At 58.4% G+C, this 16,283-nt stretch carries 16 protein-coding genes; 14 read left to right on the top strand and 2 right to left on the bottom strand.

The genetic code is table 11. The features are described from left to right. The 12 genes from thrB (at nt 1) to yajC (ending at nt 12,747) form a co-directional block, all read left to right on the top strand. Nucleotides 1–978: a homoserine kinase gene (gene thrB / locus IDH41_RS17790; RefSeq protein ID WP_190863359.1), complete on the top strand. Its 978-nt coding sequence runs from the start codon at nt 1–3 to the stop codon at nt 976–978. Continuing rightward, nucleotides 975–1,847: a prephenate dehydratase gene (pheA, locus tag IDH41_RS17785; RefSeq protein WP_190863357.1), complete on the top strand. Its 873-nt coding sequence runs from the start codon at nt 975–977 to the stop codon at nt 1,845–1,847. Before thrB ends, pheA begins: the two co-directional genes overlap by 4 nt. 49 nt (nt 1,848–1,896) lie before the next feature. Next, on the top strand, nt 1,897–2,778 hold the full coding sequence (gene ilvE, locus IDH41_RS17780; RefSeq protein WP_190863356.1) for a branched-chain-amino-acid transaminase: 882 nt from the start codon (nt 1,897–1,899) through the stop codon (nt 2,776–2,778). Between the two features lie 204 nt (nt 2,779–2,982). Next, a complete protein-coding gene (locus tag IDH41_RS17775) occupies nt 2,983–4,845 on the top strand; it encodes a LysM peptidoglycan-binding domain-containing protein (RefSeq protein WP_190863354.1) in 1,863 nt (620 codons plus the stop codon). 133 nt (nt 4,846–4,978) lie between these two features. Continuing rightward, nucleotides 4,979–5,623, top strand: a complete 645-nt coding sequence (locus IDH41_RS17770; RefSeq protein ID WP_190863352.1) for a BofC C-terminal domain-containing protein — start codon at nt 4,979–4,981, stop codon at nt 5,621–5,623. Nucleotides 5,624–5,765: 142 nt separating this feature from the next. Then, the gene (gene ruvC / locus IDH41_RS17765; RefSeq protein ID WP_190863350.1) at nt 5,766–6,269 is read left to right on the top strand and encodes a crossover junction endodeoxyribonuclease RuvC; all 504 of its coding nucleotides are present in this window, start codon (nt 5,766–5,768) and stop codon (nt 6,267–6,269) included. Then, nucleotides 6,266–6,901, top strand: coding sequence for a Holliday junction branch migration protein RuvA (ruvA, locus tag IDH41_RS17760; protein WP_190863348.1), 636 nt, complete (start codon nt 6,266–6,268; stop codon nt 6,899–6,901). The genes ruvC and ruvA overlap by 4 nt, the downstream gene beginning before the upstream one ends. Before the next feature lie 20 nt (nt 6,902–6,921). Continuing rightward, nucleotides 6,922–7,923 (top strand): Holliday junction branch migration DNA helicase RuvB, encoded by a 1,002-nt coding sequence (ruvB, locus tag IDH41_RS17755; RefSeq protein ID WP_190863346.1) that lies wholly within the window; start codon nt 6,922–6,924, stop codon nt 7,921–7,923. A gap of 156 nt (nt 7,924–8,079) precedes the next feature. After that, a complete protein-coding gene (locus IDH41_RS17750; protein ID WP_190863345.1) occupies nt 8,080–10,197 on the top strand; it encodes a SpoIID/LytB domain-containing protein in 2,118 nt (705 codons plus the stop codon). Nucleotides 10,198–10,207: 10 nt separating this feature from the next. Further along, on the top strand, nt 10,208–11,254 hold the full coding sequence (gene queA, locus IDH41_RS17745; protein WP_190863343.1) for a tRNA preQ1(34) S-adenosylmethionine ribosyltransferase-isomerase QueA: 1,047 nt from the start codon (nt 10,208–10,210) through the stop codon (nt 11,252–11,254). Between the two features lie 24 nt (nt 11,255–11,278). Then, a complete protein-coding gene (tgt, locus tag IDH41_RS17740) occupies nt 11,279–12,412 on the top strand; it encodes a tRNA guanosine(34) transglycosylase Tgt (RefSeq protein WP_190863340.1) in 1,134 nt (377 codons plus the stop codon). Nucleotides 12,413–12,432: 20 nt separating this feature from the next. After that, a complete protein-coding gene (gene yajC / locus IDH41_RS17735; RefSeq protein ID WP_190863512.1) occupies nt 12,433–12,747 on the top strand; it encodes a preprotein translocase subunit YajC in 315 nt (104 codons plus the stop codon). 41 nt (nt 12,748–12,788) lie between these two features. Here yajC and IDH41_RS17730 read toward each other — a convergent pair whose 3' ends face one another. Next, nucleotides 12,789–13,181 carry a TIGR04086 family membrane protein gene (locus IDH41_RS17730; RefSeq protein WP_190863339.1) on the bottom strand — a complete coding sequence of 131 codons (393 nt, stop codon included), beginning with the start codon at nt 13,179–13,181 and terminating at the stop codon, nt 12,789–12,791. A 204-nt stretch (nt 13,182–13,385) separates the two neighbouring features. On the opposite strand from IDH41_RS17730, the gene IDH41_RS17725 reads away from it, so the two are divergent. Next, nucleotides 13,386–14,153: a YetF domain-containing protein gene (locus IDH41_RS17725; RefSeq protein ID WP_190863510.1), complete on the top strand. Its 768-nt coding sequence runs from the start codon at nt 13,386–13,388 to the stop codon at nt 14,151–14,153. A gap of 30 nt (nt 14,154–14,183) precedes the next feature. On the opposite strand, the gene spoVB is transcribed toward IDH41_RS17725, so the two are convergent. Continuing rightward, nucleotides 14,184–15,737 (bottom strand): stage V sporulation protein B, encoded by a 1,554-nt coding sequence (gene spoVB / locus IDH41_RS17720; protein WP_190863337.1) that lies wholly within the window; start codon nt 15,735–15,737, stop codon nt 14,184–14,186. A gap of 256 nt (nt 15,738–15,993) precedes the next feature. Between spoVB and IDH41_RS17715 the strand changes: the two genes are divergently transcribed. After that, nucleotides 15,994–16,233 carry a post-transcriptional regulator gene (locus tag IDH41_RS17715; protein ID WP_190863336.1) on the top strand — a complete coding sequence of 80 codons (240 nt, stop codon included), beginning with the start codon at nt 15,994–15,996 and terminating at the stop codon, nt 16,231–16,233. The last annotated feature ends 50 nt before the right edge of the window (nt 16,234–16,283 follow it).

The raw sequence follows: 16,283 nt of genomic DNA, 5'->3' as shown, positions 1-16,283 counted from the left end.
ATGAACAATCGCAAAGTCATCGTGAAAATACCGGCAAGCACCGCCAACCTGGGACCCGGCTTCGATTCGCTGGGAATGGCGCTGTCGCTGTACGCCTGGATCGAGCTTGAGGCGTCCGAGCAGACGACGTTCCGTTTCCATGGCGATCAGATGCAGGGCTTGCCGCGAGACAAATCGAATCTGCTCTACAAGGTTGCCCAGCTCGTATTCGATGAAGCGGGCGTATCCGTTCCGGAGCTGGCCGTATCCATGTACAGCGAGATTCCGCTGGCCCGCGGACTCGGCAGCAGCGCGTCGGCGATCGTCGGGGCGCTGGTCGCCGCCAACGCGCTTATCGGCAATGCGCTCGGCGAAGACAAGCTGTTCCAGATGGCAACCGAGCTGGAGGGCCATCCCGACAACGTCGGCGCCTCGCTGTTCGGCGGCATCGTCGTATCCGCCTGGGACGGCTATCGCGCCGACTACATACGGATCGAGCCGCATAAGAAATTAGAGGCGCTCGTCGCGATTCCGGCGTTCGAGCTGCTCACGGAGAAGGCGCGTCATGCGCTTCCGGCGCAAATCAGCATGGCGGACGCGGTGTTCAACGTCGGTCGGAGCTCCTTGCTCGTTGCGGCGCTAGCCGGCGGCGAGCTCGGCATGATCCGCCACGCGATGAAGGACCGGCTGCATCAGCCGTACCGCGCCGCACTCATTCCCGGCATGACGACGATACTGGAGCGCGCCGCGGAGCACGGGGCGCTTGGCGCCGCGCTAAGCGGGGCCGGCCCGACGCTGATCGCTTTCGTCGATGCCGGCAATCCGGACAAAGCCGGACTCGAGCGGTTTCTGCTGGACACGCTGAAGCAGGAAGGAATCGAGGCGGAGACGCTGTGGCTGCCGCCTTGCGCGGACGGGGCGAAGGCGACGGTTAAGGACGCCGGCGCGCAGGCCGGGATTCCGTTCATGGATAGAGTTAAAGGAGACGTAATAGCATGAAGACGATAGCGGTATTGCCGGCCGGCTCCGTGTCGGACGAAGCGGCCAAGCATTTGTTTCGCGGGGAAGAGGTCGACTGGAAGCATCACAGACTGATCTCGGACGTGTTTTTGTCGACGGCAAGCGGGGTAAGCGACTACAGCATCGTCCCGATCGAGAACACGATCGAGGGCTCCGTGAGTCTGCATATGGATTGGCTCGTTCACGAAGTGGATCTTCCGATCCAGGCGGAATGGGTCTATCCTTCGATTCAGAATTTGATCGGCCGGGCGTCCGAGCTGAAGGACGCGTCGGGCGGGATCGACTATTCGCTTATTACGAAGGTGGTCAGCCATCCGGTTGCGATCGCGCAATGCTACCAGTTTTTGCGCAAGCATCTGCCGCATGCGGCAACCGAGCCCGTCAGCAGCACGGCCGAAGGAGTACGGATCGCCCAAAACAACCCGGGGGCGGGTCTGGCCGCGATCGGGACGATGACGGCCGCCGCGAACGCCGGCCTCGACGTGATCGCAAGCGCGATCACGGACCATGACAACAATTATACGAGGTTCCTGCTCGTCGGGCCTGCGCCGTATACGGCGCGCCAATCGGATTCGCGCAAAACGAGCATATTAGTAACGCTGCCCGAGGATTATCCGGGAGCGCTGCATCAGGTGCTTTCGGCGTTCGCCTGGCGCAAGATCAACTTGTCCCGCATCGAATCCCGCCCGACGAAGAAGAAGCTCGGCAATTACTATTTCTATATCGATATCGACATGGCGCTGGACACGGTGCTGCTGCCTTCCGCCATTCAAGAAATCGAAGCGATCGGCTGCCATGTCCGCATTCTGGGAAGCTACCCCAGCTTTGCGGATTACAAAAAATTATAAGCTTGCGCAATAACGAGGCGACATACTTTTTGGAGGTGTTTGACAGGTTATGGCACAGCAATGGATCTACTTGAACGGGGATTTTGTATCGAAAGAGGACGCGAAAATTTCGGTCTACGACCACGGCTTTTTGTACGGCGACGGCATATTCGAGGGCATCCGAATCTACGGCGGCAATATTTTCAAATGCAAGGAGCACCTTGACCGGCTGTACGATTCGGCCAAATCGATTATGCTCGATATGCCGCTGTCGCACGGCGAAATGCAGGACGCGCTCGTCGAAACGATCCGCCGCAACGGAATGCGCGACGGCTACATCCGGCTCGTCGTCTCCCGCGGCCCCGGCAATCTGGGTCTCGATCCGAAGCGCTGCCCGTCCGCATGGGTCATCATCATCGTCGAACAGCTCGCCATCTACCCGGAGGAAGCGTACAAGAACGGGCTCGTGTCGGTATCCGTGTCGCAGCGGCGCAACATTCCCGACGCCTTGAATCCAAAAATCAAATCGCTCAATTATTTGAACAATATTTTGGTGAAAATCCAAGCGAACCTTGCCGGCGTGGGCGAAGCGATCATGCTAAACTCGCAAGGCTACGTCGCGGAAGGCTCGAGCGACAATATTTTCATCATCAAGAACGGGGTCGTCTACACTCCGCCATGCTATGTCGGCGCCCTGGAGGGCATAACAAGAGCGGCGATCATCGATTTGTGCGCAAAGCACGGCTACAAGCTGAAGGAAGAGCCGTTCACGCTACACGACGTCTACGTAGCCGACGAGGTGTTCTTCACGGGCACGGCGGCGGAAGTCATCGCGGTGCGCGAGGTAGACGGCCGCACGATCGGCTCCGGGAAGGCCGGGCCGATTACGACCAACCTGCTGCAGGAATTCCGCAAAATCGTAACGGTAGACGGCGTCAAAGCGTTCGAATAGGCCGACGGCCGGCCTATCAGACCGTCCGCAGAAGGTTCCCGGCGATCCTTCCGCGGACGGTCTTTTTTTGGCGCGTGCGGGCGCCGGGGTACTTTTTTTTTGTGAAAGTGGCGACACCTGCCCATGTTCTGCATAGGATGTAAGGATCGATAGCAGGCATTAGCCGTGCCTGATATTCAGAACGTGACAGGAGGGTATCAGCGAGTGAAGATCCATATTGTAAAAAAAGGCGACACGCTGTACTTCATCGGCCAGAAGTATAACGTATCGCTGGAAGAGATTTTGAAGCTGAATCCGGGCATTACGAATCCGGATGCCATCGACGTCGGCATGAAGCTGAAAATTCCGTCGAGCCATCATGGCGGACATGGAGGCGGAATGGATATTATGCATCAGCACGTCGTCAAGCAAGGCGATACGCTATGGAAGCTGTCGAAGGCGTGGGGCGTGCCTCTCGCGGACATGATCAAAGCGAATCCCCAGCTGAAAAATCCGAACGTGCTGCTTACGGGCGAGATCGTCAACATTCCGAAAGTAAACGCGCACCCGGAGGGGACGACGACCGCCCAAAGCGCTAAGAGCGCAGCCGGAGCCCATCCCCTTCATCCAAGCTCGATCATGCAAGGCGTGCAAGGCTGGGTAGGCAAACTGTCTACCGCGCCGATTTTGGGCAAGACGCCTACCGCTCCGATCCCGGGCAAAGCCCCGACCGCGCCGATTGCGCCGGTTGAGCCCGCTCCGGCACCCGCTCCGGCCCCGACACCCGTCGCGCCGCTTCAAGAGAAGAAGCCTGTCGCGCCAATCCAGGAGAAGAAACCTGCCGCGCCGATCGCCAAGCAAAGCGCGCCGATCGTGAAGCCGGCCGAACCGACTCCGCTCGCGGCGCCGAAGGCCGCCAACATTCAGCCGAAGAAGGCGCTGCCGATCGAGAAGCCGGTAGAGAAAAAACTGCAGCCGATCCACGCCGAATACAAGCCGAACGTCGATTTGTTCAAGCAATACGGCATCCCGGCCACGGAAGTCATGTCCTTGCACGATTTGCCGAAAGCGCCGGAAGCCTTCTCTCCCGCCGCGATGCAGCCTACTTACGGAGGCTACGGCCACGGCATGACGCTGCCTGCCCATACCGGACACGGTTACGGCGGCTGGCAGCAGCCCGTCCCGTACCCGGGCATGGTAAGTCCGCTTGGCGAAGGACATGACTCGCCGTATGATTGCCCGCCGGGAACGGTGTTCGCCGGCTCCTTTCCTTCGCATTCGACGTCGCCGCAGAGCGTCGGCCACGGCTGGGGGTACGGCTACGGCAGCCCGATGGTCAGCCCGATGATGATGGGCGACGAGAATGCCAATCTGCTCGCCGGCGCTTCCGCGGGACCGAACCAGGGCATGGTGTCGCCGATGTCGGCTAATCCGAACCCAGGCATGGTGTCGCCGATGTCGGCTAATCCGAACCCAGGCATGGTGTCGCCGATGTCGGCTAATCCGAACCCAGGCATGGTGTCGCCGTTGTCTGCTAGTCCCAACCAGGGAATGGTGTCACCAATGTCGGCTGGCCCGAACCAGGGCATGGTATCGCCGATGTCGGCGGGTCCGAACCAGGGCATGGTATCGCCGATGTCGATGATGCCGAACCAGGGCATGGTTTCCCCGATGTCCGAGGGACCGAACCAAGGCTTCGTGTCGCCTGCCGGTTTCCAGCCTGATTACGATTACGGCCACGGCTACGGTCACGGCTATGGCCACGGAAGCGTATCCCCGGCCAGCGTGCTGCCGGAATCGGGCTACGGTTACGGCTACGGCAATCCGTCCGTCGCGGGCTTGTCGGCTTATCCGCCGTATTCCCATTATCCTTACTGGCCGCAGACGGCCGGAGCTGCTGACGACTGCGGCTGCAAGGGCGACCGGGTCGAGGAATCGGCCGAAGACGGAGGCGCGGAAAGCGAGACGCAGAAGGTGTCCAAAACGGCGACGCCACGCAAAACGGCAAAAAAAGCGGTTATCCGCACCGTGGCGTCCCGTCCGTCCCAAACGAAGAAACGCGGCAACCGGCCATGGATTAACCGGTAATCCGCATGGTTCACGCTCCGGTTCACTCCCCTATAGGGGGTGAACCGGAGCGTTTGCTATTTAATGAGAGAAAATTGAATAATTAGACAAGATTGGCGCACACTATCAAAAACGAATAAAGAGGGTCTTCCTTATGATGGAATTCAGCCTTTGGAAAAACTTGAAAAAGCGGCTGCGCCGCAAACGCCGTCCCATGTGGATGCTCGGCTGCACGCTGCTCGGCTTATTCGCGGGGGCACTCTACCCGCCGTATGCAGGGAACGTCTCTGCCGCGGCGGCGGAGACGCCGGAGAAGGGCGGCTTGATCCGGTCGCTCGAGCAGTTGAATAAACCCGTATCCGTAAAGCTGCACCGCGTCTATCTATGCGGGAACGAGCTGAAGCCGCTTGGCCGCATGACGGGCAATCAGGTCGCGCGCCTGCACCGGGCGCATCCCGATTGGCGGGCGCAGCTGGACATCGGGCAAAGCACCGTACTGTTCGAGCAGCAGGTGGACGACTTATCCGAGCATTGCAAAGCGAATGCGTACTTCGGCGTCGACAAGGACGGCAATCTGACGCTGTATGACGGGGCCCCCAAGAAAGAGAAGGTCGTGCGCACCTTCTTCCAGCTTGACGTCAGGTACATGGAGAGCAGCCTGCCGCAGGACAAGCTCGACGAGCTGGCCGGCGGCATTCGGGTAAGCGACATCGACGAATACAACAGCGTTTTGTCCACCTACAGCGATTACGCGATCGAAAAAAACGAAAAGGTCATGACGCCGGCTTACCAGCCTTAGTCAGCCAAGAGGGAGCGAGAGCCCGGGTACGGGCTTCCGCTCCCTCTTTGTTATTCCGTTCCATCGAAATATCAAACGCGCGTTCTCATTCTCGCCAAGTTTTGCTATAATAGACGGGATGCTCATAGAAGGAGATGACCGCATGCGCGTTCTAGGAATCGATCCCGGCTATGCGATCGTCGGATTCGGATTTATTGATAAAATCGGCCATAAGCTAACGCCCGTTCAGTACGGATGCATTCAGACGAAGCCCGATACGCCGCCGGAGCAGAGGCTCCTGCAGGTCTATGAATCCGCGGGCGCTTTGATGGATAAGTACAAGCCGGACGCAATCGCGGTGGAGAAGCTGTTTTTCAACCGGAACGTCACGACGGCATTCGACGTCGCGCAGGCCAGAGGGGCCATTATTTTGGCCGCCGCCCAGCGCGGCCTGCCGATCGGGGAATACACTCCGCTGCAGGTGAAGCAGGCGGTCGTCGGCTACGGCAAGGCCGAGAAGAAGCAGGTGCAGGAAATGGTCAAAATGTTTTTGAAGCTGTCGGCGGTCCCGAAGCCGGACGACGTCGCCGACGCGCTGGCGGTGGCGATCTGCCATGCCCATACCGCGGTCATGAGCGGGAAAATAAACGAGGTGAATCGTTCGTGATTGATTTTTTGAGAGGCCGTGTCGTTTATTTGGAATCGGAATATATCGTGCTCGACGTAAGAGACACGGGCTACCGGGTATTTACGCCGAACCCGTACGCGTTCGCTAAGAAGGATGAGCCCGTAACCGTCTATATTCACCATAACGTGAGGGAGGACGCGATCTTGCTGTTCGGCTTCGAGACGAGGGAGGAGCAGACGCTCTTCCGCAAGCTGCTCGAAGTGTCGGGAATCGGTCCGCGCGTCGCACTCGGCATACTTTCCGGCGGCCGTCCGGACGCGGTCATTGCCGCGATTCAACAGGAGAATATCTCGTTCCTGACCAAGCTTCCCGGCATCGGCAAGAAGACGGCGCAGCGCATGATTCTCGACCTGAAGGACAAGCTGATCGGCGCCGGACTGGACGGGGGCTTGCTGTCGGCGGGAGGCGTGGCGATGGATCTGTCGGCGCATGCGGGGTCCGGACAAGGAGCGGGAACGGCTTGGCCGGAGGCGCGCGAGGCTCTCGCGGCGCTCGGCTATACGGCTGCGGAGCTGGATAAGGCTTGGACCGGCCTGCAGGACGGCGCGACAGCCGAGGAATCGGTCGATTCGCTCATGAAGCGGGCGCTGCAGCAGCTCTTTAAAGGTTGACGGAAGGAGTTGGACGAGAGTTGGACGAAAGAATCATTTCCGCGAACCTCATGATGGAAGACCACGCGGTGGAGCTGAGCCTTCGTCCCCGCTACCTGGCCGAATATATCGGTCAAACGAAGGTCAAGGAAAATTTGAAGATTTACATCGAAGCCGCGAAGATGCGCAAGGAAGCGCTGGACCACGTTCTGCTGTACGGTCCTCCCGGTCTCGGGAAAACGACGTTGTCCAACATTATCGCAAACGAGCTCGGCGTTCATCTCCGCACGACGTCGGGACCCGCGATCGAGCGGCCGGGCGATCTTGCGGCGCTGCTAACGAATTTGCAGGAGGGCGACGTGCTGTTCATCGACGAGATCCACCGGCTGCACCGCACGGTCGAAGAGGTGCTGTACCCGGCCATGGAGGATTTCGCCCTCGATATTATGATCGGCAAAGGGCCGAGCGCCCGTTCGGTCAGGCTGGATTTGCCGCCGTTCACGCTGATCGGGGCCACGACGAGAGCCGGGCTGCTGTCGGCGCCGCTGCGCGACCGGTTCGGCGTCGTCAGCCGGCTGGAATTTTACACGGTGGACGAGCTTGCGTTCATCGTGGCGAGGGCATCGGAAATATTGAACGTAAGCATCGTCGGCGAGGCCGCCTCCGAGATCGCCATGCGGTCCCGCGGAACGCCGCGGATCGCGAACCGGCTGCTGAAGCGGGTGCGCGATTTCGCGCAGGTGCGCGGCGACGGCGTCATTACGCACGATATCGCGAGATCCGCGCTCGAGCTGCTGCAGGTCGATCCGATGGGGCTGGACAGCATCGACCACAAGATGCTGCATGCCATGATGACGACCTTCGCTGGCCGTCCGGTCGGCCTCGATACGATTGCGGCGACGATCGGCGAAGAAAGCCAGACGATCGAGGACGTATACGAGCCGTATTTGATGCAAATCGGATTTCTTCAGCGAACGCCGCGGGGCAGAACGGCGACGGAGAGCGCGTATCGCCATCTCGGCCTGCCCATGCCGGGAAGGTAGAGGCGGCTCTCTGCCGGATACCGGGCATGAACCGGCTCGCGGATCGGTAATACCGGTTCACGGCCGCCAGAAGATACGCATGGTTCGGTTCTGCGGTGCAAGGCGGCACCCCGCACGGGTGCGGGCTGCCGACAGACAGGGAGGAGAAGAACAAGAATGGCTAATATTCATACGGTAAAGCGTTATTTTATTTTATCCGTCGCGATCGTGCTGCTCGCTGCGGCATGGACGGCTTCGCCGACGCAGGCGGCGGTGCCGAAGCTCGATACGATCCGCGTGGCGATGTTCATGAAGCTGCCGGGAAAATACGACGATACGACGGCGGCGGCGACCTTCTCGTCCGCAGGCGGCATGACCGTCGGAACGAGGGAGCCCGGAGGGACGACCGGCTGGTTCAACGTTGAAGCCTCCCGGCAGGTTCGGTTCTCCGCCGACGATTTCAAGGTAAAGGTGTACGAATCGCCCAATTTCGCTTCGGCGCTGGCCGTTTTCAAGAGAGTGCAGGCGTTAAAGGGAGCGGCGTTCCTGACTTCTTTGTCCAAGAATGGATCGGCCGTCTATCAAGTCATCGAAGGTACATACCAGACCGCGGCGGAAGCGACCGCCGCACTGAACAAATGGGCGGCCGACGGCGAGCTCGCCAAGCTGTCCGGCGGCATCAAGCCGGTACTGCATGGCCCGCTTCATCTGGAGACAGGCGCGCTCGCGAGCAAATCGGACGCGATAACGGCGGCGGCCGGCTTCGGCGCTGAGGGCCTCGACGCCTACGTGGCGGTCCGTTCGAATAATGGTGCCGCCAGCTACTCCGTCATGGTAGGCGCCGCGGCGACCGCCGCCGAGCTTCAAATCGTGCAGGCTGCGGCTGCGAAGACGTCCGGTGGCGGCAGCTTGAAGGAAGCCGACTCCGCTTCTTCTTATTTGCTGTTATGGAACGATCATACCGCAAGCGGCAAAGCCGAGAGCAGCTTCGAGCTGTACGCTTTCGGCGGAGGAGACGCGAAAGTATCCGTATCGCCCGCCGGAGAAGCGCCGATCAAGCTGAATGAAAGAAGCGGCCGCTCCTACCGCGGCGAGTTCGAGCTCAGCGTGCTGAACGGGCGGATGGCCGTCGTGAACGAGCTTCCGTTCGAGCAATATTTGTATTCGGTCGTCGGGGTCGAGATGTATCCGACCTGGCCGGCCGAGGCATTGAAGGCGCAGGCGGTCGCCGCCCGTTCTTACGCGCTGAACAAAGGGTTCGGCTTCCAAATCGCGCATGTCGTCGATACGACGTTAAGCCAAGGCTATTACGGGACGTCTTCCGAGACGGCTTCGACCATTGCGGCAGTGGACGCGACGGCAGGAGAAGTCGCTCTCTACAACGGCAAGGTCATCGAAGCGCTGTTTGCGGCGAACGCAGGCGGTATGACGGCCGATGCGAAGGAAATATGGGGCAATTCCGTGCCTTATTTGCAGCCGGTGAAGAGTGCCGACGATTCGTCGGAAGCGGGGCTTCACAGCTGGTACAGGGTGGTGCTGCCAAGCGGTGCGATCGGTTATATCCGGGACGATCTCCTCGACGAGACCGGCCGCAAGACGGAAGCGGGAAGCGCGATCATGCAGGTCAATACGAACGGCACCAAAGTAAGGAAGCATCCGGTCATTCAAGATACGATTCCGCTTATCGGTCAGGCGGACAGCGGCACGGAGGTGATCGTGCTGGAGAAGACGGTCGAGTCCAACTCGATGTCCTGGGTTCGCGGTCCGTTCACGTCCCAAGAAATGCTGACCGCCATTAATGCGAGAGTGAATCCCGACCTTTCGGGAACGGTCCGAACGCTTGAAGTAAGCGCGCGCGGCGCGTCCGGCCGGGCGATCGAGGTGCAGGCGAACGGGCAGAAGCTGAACGTCGGCAGTCCGGATTCGTTGCGCGGCACGCTTGGCGTGCAGGGTTCGCTCCCGAGCACGCTGTTCGAAATCGAAGAGACGGCGAAGATCGCGGTCCTGAGCGCCGGCAATGCGTCCAGAACGAGAAATGGGGGCGATGATCCGGTGTACGCGATAAGCGCGGGAGGCAGCGTGTCTGCGGCCGGCGACGCCAATCTGTTCGTTATGGACGGCGAAGGCAGCATTCGCGCGGCGACGAAGGATCCGTCCTTCCGTTTCGTCGGCACGGGCAACGGCCACGGCGTGGGCATGTCGCAATACGGCGCCTTAAGCCTAGCGCGGCAAGGGTATGACTATCAATATATTTTGAAATACTACTACAAAGATGTCACCATCGCTAAGGAATGATCGAGACGATATGAACGTAGATTGGTTTGATTTTCACCTGCCGGAGGAGCTGATCGCGCAGACGCCGCTTGCAGACCGGACCGCATCCAGGCTGCTGGCGCTCAATAAGCGCACCGGCGAGATCGGGCATCATCGCTTCACCGATTTGGAGAACTATCTTCGGGAGGGCGACGTGCTTGTCCTGAACGATACGAGAGTCATTCCGGCGAGGCTGATGGGCATGAAGAGCGATACCGGCGCCAAGGTCGAGCTGCTGCTGCTGAAGCAAATCGGCGAGAAGCGGTGGGAGGCGCTCGCCAAGCCGGCCAAGAAGCTGAAGATCGGCTCGAGCATAGCATTCGGAGACGACGGGAAGGGGAACGCTCTCCTGCGCGGCGTCGTCGAGGAAGAAGGCGAGATGGGCGGACGCACGATCCGCTTCGAATACGATGGCATCTTCCAGGAGCTGCTCGACCGGCTTGGCGAAATGCCGCTGCCGCCGTATATCAAAGAGCGATTGGAAGAGCGGGAGCGGTACCAGACGGTTTACTCTAAGCATGCCGGTTCGGCCGCGGCGCCTACGGCAGGTCTTCATTTTACGGAAGCGTTTCTTCAGAAGCTTCAGAGCAAAGGAGTAAAGCTGGCTTACGTGACGCTTCACGTCGGTCTGGGCACGTTCAGGCCGATGTCCGTCGAGCACGTAGAGGATCACGAGATGCATGCGGAATATTACGAGCTGGATGAGCAGAACGCGGCGATAATTAATGAAGCCAAGCGAAGCGGCGCTCGTATTATAGCGGTAGGCACCACATCGTCCAGGACGCTTGAGACGGTGGCGGCGCGTTTCGAAGGAAAGCCGATCGAAGCTTGCAGCGGATGGACGTCCATCTTCATCTATCCGGGCTATGCGTTCAAGCTGGTCGACGCGCTGCTTACGAACTTCCACCTGCCGAAATCGACGCTTGTCATGCTGGTCAGCGCGCTGGCCGGACGGGATCGGGTCATGCGCGCGTACGAGGAAGCGATCGCTAGAGAATACCGGTTTTTCAGCTTTGGAGACGCGATGTTTATTTACTAATTCAGGAATAGGAAGCGTGAACAAGTGGCGGTAAAATACGAATTAATCAAGCAATGCAAGCAATCCGGCGCCCGCCTCGGACGCGTGCACACTCCGCATGGCGTCATCGAGACGCCGGCGTTCATGCCGGTCGGAACGCAGGCCACCGTGAAGACGATGAGCCCGGAAGAATTGAAAGCGATGGACGCCCACATTATTTTGAGCAATACGTACCATCTGTTTCTCCGCCCGGGACACGACATCGTGAAGCAGGCGGGCGGCCTTCACAAGTTCATGAACTGGGATAGGCCGATTCTGACCGACAGCGGCGGCTTTCAAGTGTTCAGCCTGAGCGAGATGCGCAAAATTACCGAGGAAGGCGTGCATTTCCGCTCGCATCTGAACGGAGATCGGAAGTTTCTGTCTCCCGAGGTGGCGATGGAGGTTCAAAACGCGCTCGGGTCCGACATCATGATGGCATTCGACGAATGCCCGCCTTATCCGGCCGAGCACGATTACGTGAAAAAATCGCTCGAGCGGACGACCCGCTGGGCGGAACGCTGCTTGAAGGCGCATGCCCGTCCCGACGATCAAGGGCTGTTTGCCATCGTGCAAGGCGGAATGTACAAAGATTTGCGCATTCAAAGCGCAAATGATTTGACTTCCATGGATTTCCCGGGGTATGCTATTGGTGGACTGAGCGTAGGCGAGCCTAAGCATTTGATGTACGAGGTGCTCGATTATACGGTGCCCGTATTGCCCGCCGGCAAACCTCGCTATTTAATGGGAGTCGGATCCCCCGACGCCTTGATCGAAGGCTCTATTCGCGGCATCGATATGTTCGATTGCGTGCTGCCGACCCGCATCGCCCGCAACGGGACAACGATGACAAGCCAAGGCAGGCTGGTCGTGCGCAACGCGAAGTTCGCCGAAGACTTCGGTCCGCTTGATCCGGAATGCTCGTGCTATACGTGCCGGAACTACTCCAGGGCGTACATCCGGCATCTCATCAAAGCGGACGAGACGTTCGGCCTGCGGCTTACGACTTATCACAACTTGCATTTCTTGCTGCAACTCATGCGGGACGTCCGGCAAGCGATTATGGAAGACAGGCTGCTTGACTTCAGGGATTCCTTCTTCGCGAGCTACGGCCTGTTCGATAATGAGAAAGGGTTTTGAAAGGGGGGATATCGATGTCGATGTGGCTAGCAGGAGAGGCGCAAACAGGCGGAGCCGGAATCATTCAGATGATCTGGCCGTTCGTCCTAATGTTCGCGGTATTTTATTTTCTACTTATTCGTCCGCAGCAGAAGAAACAGAAACAGCGTACAAGCATGCTTAACCAATTGAAGAAGGGCGACAAAATTTCGACGATTGGCGGTTTGCACGGTACGGTCGTGGAACTGACGGACGATACGGTTGTGCTCCGTGTCAACGACACAACAAAAATGACGTTCGAGCGCAGCGCAATCAATACCATCATTACCTCTGCACCGGAAGTAAAAGAGTCCTAAGACGTAAAAACGGCTGACATGCGATGTCGGCCGTTTTTGTTTTATTTTTTTAAGTTGACCCCGATCATCCCGCCAAACGCCCCCGCCAGCAGCGCCGCTCCGAGCAGCAGGGCGCTGTGCCAGGTAAGCGAGGCGTTCTGCGCCAGGAAGCTGACGATCATGATCATAACCCCGTACAGCAAGCCGAGAATGGATCCGTGGTACCAGCCTTTCTTCTCCGAGCGCTTGCCGGCCGTGAACCCGCCGGCCAAAGCGGCGAACGAGTGAACGAGAAACGCCGAGCTTGGCAGACTGCTTTCCTTCATATCCGTAAAGTGCAGCAGAAGCGACAGCAGCAATGCTCCAGCGGCGAGCCAGACGATGGAAAAAAGCACACCCGCAAGCAAGGGCGAAGCGATTAAAGGCGGTTTTGGAGCTTGTTTGACCGAACTCATCCTTTTCCCCCCCAATAAATAAGTTGCCTATACTTTAACCATATGGTCAAGCCGTTCGGATTAGTACAACTTCCTGCGGCCCGTCGCTCCTTTCCATTCCGGTACGTTGCCATATATTCGTGTACGCCCGGTCGTATGATGCGTTTGCGCGCAGGCCAGAATAGCTGTACAACACAAATGCGGCCGGCAGCGGCCGATATGACAATGTCGAGGAGGCGGTTTCCGTTGGAATTTTGGGGCCTGTTAATCCGGACTGTGATCATTTATTTCGTCGTGTTTTTGATTATGCGTTTCATGGGGAAGCGGGAAATCGGCAAGCTGTCGGTATTCGATCTGGTCATCTCGGTCATGATCGCGGAGATCGCCGTCATCGTACTCGAGGATATGGAAAGACCGCTGTGGAGCGGCATTATGCCGATGGCGGTGCTGCTGATCATTCAGCTGGGCAGCGCGTTCATGACCATGAAGAGCAGGAAGCTGCGGCTGTTGTTCGACGGGAAGCCCAGCGTCATTATCGAGGACGGCAAGCTGAACAGCGACGTGATGCGCAAGCAGCGCTACAATTTGGACGATCTGATGCTTCAGCTGCGGGAGAATAAGATCAGCGCCGTATCGGACGTCGAATTCGCGATACTCGAGACGAGCGGCAAGCTTTCCGTCATTCCGAAGAGCAATGCCGATTGCCCCGAAGATGAAGCCGGCAGCGGGGGCAATGAGGAGACAGGGGCTATAAACATGGAAGCGAAGCGGGTTATCCCGCCGAAGTTTCGGTTTGAAATATTGCCGATACCGCTAATAATGGACGGAAAAGTGCAGGACGAAAATTTAGAGAAGCTCGAGAAGACCCGTTTCTGGCTCAAAAACGTGCTGCAGGACGAAGGCGTCACCGATTTCAAGGACGTTTTCTTATGCACGATCGATCATAAAGGCAAGCTGTTCATCGATCTGAACGACCGAAAACCGCGTTTCTAGGGGGAAAACCCGAGCACGCGGTTTTTTTCATTATTTAAACCATCTTCCGAACAACGGTATTCGAACGACGTCGTGACGGTCGATGATCTTCATGAGAATCATGAGCAGCAAATAGACGACGACGCCGGCGGCGCATGCGAGCATCAAATTGATCCATTCGGCCGGGAGCGGCACGTAATCCATAGTGAACCGGGCAGCGGCGCCCATAATAATCATGGCCACGATCACTTTGACGAAATCGAGCCATTTCATGCGGAAGCCGATAAAGCGGAGGACGCTTATGGCGTGAAGAACCGTTACGAGCACGATATTGACATTAATGGCGATGAGCGCGCCGTAGATGCCGAAATCCGGATCGGACGCGAGCCGGATGATGAGAATAAGCTTGACGGCCGCGCCGGTCAACGTGTTGACGAGCGCCGTTCCCGGCTTGTCGAGCGCCTGAAGCGCAGCTTGCAGGGGCGCCTGCAAATAGATGAAAATGCCGACCGGCGCGATGAGCTGAAGCATCGGCGCGATCGCCGAATGATCGTAGAGGATGCGGCATATCGGTTCGGCGAACAAAGCCATAACGACGACGAAAGGCGCGCCAGAAACGAGCGACAATCGCATCGATTGGTGGAGCCGCTTATGGATGAGCGCGGTATCGCCTTTGGCGGCCGCTTCGGATAACGACGGGACGAGCGAAACGGCAAGCGAGTAGGTGAGCGCCGTCGGGAGAAGGACCAGCGGCACGATCATCCCCTGCAGGGCGCCGTACTGCGCCGTGGCGACGCTGGCGGTTATGCCAGCGGCTACCAGACTTCTCGCCGTAAAGATCGTTTCAAGCAGATAGGACAAGGAACCGACCAGCCTGCTGCCCGTTACGGGCACGGATAAATTAAGCAGCCTTCTCATGACCGGAACCCGTTCTTTGGCCGGCTTCGGCGCATTCGGCTCCGCCGATACGCGTTTTTTGTCGCGGTAGTACTTCCATAATATAACCGCCATGCCTCCGAGCTCCCCGACGACGACGCCAAGCATCGCGCCTGCCGCCGCCCATTCGAGTCCAAGCGGCAGCAGGAGATAGGCGAACGTAAGCGTTGCGATAATGCGCAGCACGGTTTCCGTGATCTGGGAAACGGCGCCGGGTATCATGTTCTGCTTGCCTTGAAAGTAGCCGCGGTATACGGCAGAGACGCCGCTGATCAGCAGCAACGGCGTCATGGAGAGAAAGGTGCGGTATACACGCTCGTCCGGCAGGACATTGGTCGTGATATATGGCGCGAACAGCAGCATGCCGCCCGTCATGACGACGCCGAGCAAGACGACGAGCCCCATTGCCGCCCGAAAGATGTATTTCACGCGTGCGGAATCACCCTGCGTATCGGCTTCCGCTATCCATTTGGCCACGGCGAGAGGGATGCCTCCCGTAATGATCGTCAGCATGACGGTCAGGAACGGGAAGCTGAGCTGGTACAAGCCGACGCCTTCGGCCCCGATGATGCGCGGAAGCGCGATGCGCGGCACAAATCCGAGCAGCCGGTTGATGATGCCGGCGGCAAGCAGGATTATGGCGCCTTTGATAAAGGTTTGCTTCGTCATAATGAATTGCCCTCATCTCTCTTCTGAAATAGCGGAGCCCCTTCGTTCGTCGATCCGGTTAGAAGCCGTTAGACAAGCCTGTACTATCATCTTTATGCACGGCATGTCCGCTTCCATGTCAGTCAATTTCAGGAATCGGCCCATGGCGGCAGGAAATCGGCATAGGCATATCGAATTAGAAGGACAAACGGGGAAGAAGGATGCTGTAGAAGCGGCAGTCGCTTTACTAACAAGAGCTTCCGGGAGGGACGGCGGCATGGCAAACGAGGAACTAGACCGGGTGATCGAGGAATTGTGCCACAGCAAGGCCGAGGAATTCAGGCTGATCGGCTACGAGCATATAACGGGCAAGGAAATATGGGAATGCGTGAACGAAAAATACGCCAAGACCGGCCAGCCCGAGCTGCATCAGATCGTAAGCGACATTTTGTCGCTGAAGGTGACGAGGTTCATGAATTACATGACGCTGAGCGCGTATAAGGGAAACCCATTCTAGCAGAAGGGTTCCTTTTTTTTGACTCGTTTTTGCCGCGTCTGTATAATAGG

Origin of the sequence: Paenibacillus arenilitoris (assembly GCF_014705655.1) — a bacterium.
GTDB lineage: Bacteria > Bacillota > Bacilli > Paenibacillales > Paenibacillaceae > Pristimantibacillus > Pristimantibacillus arenilitoris.
Note: the sequence above shows the minus strand (reverse complement) of the source record. Positions and strands in the feature narration are given on the sequence as shown.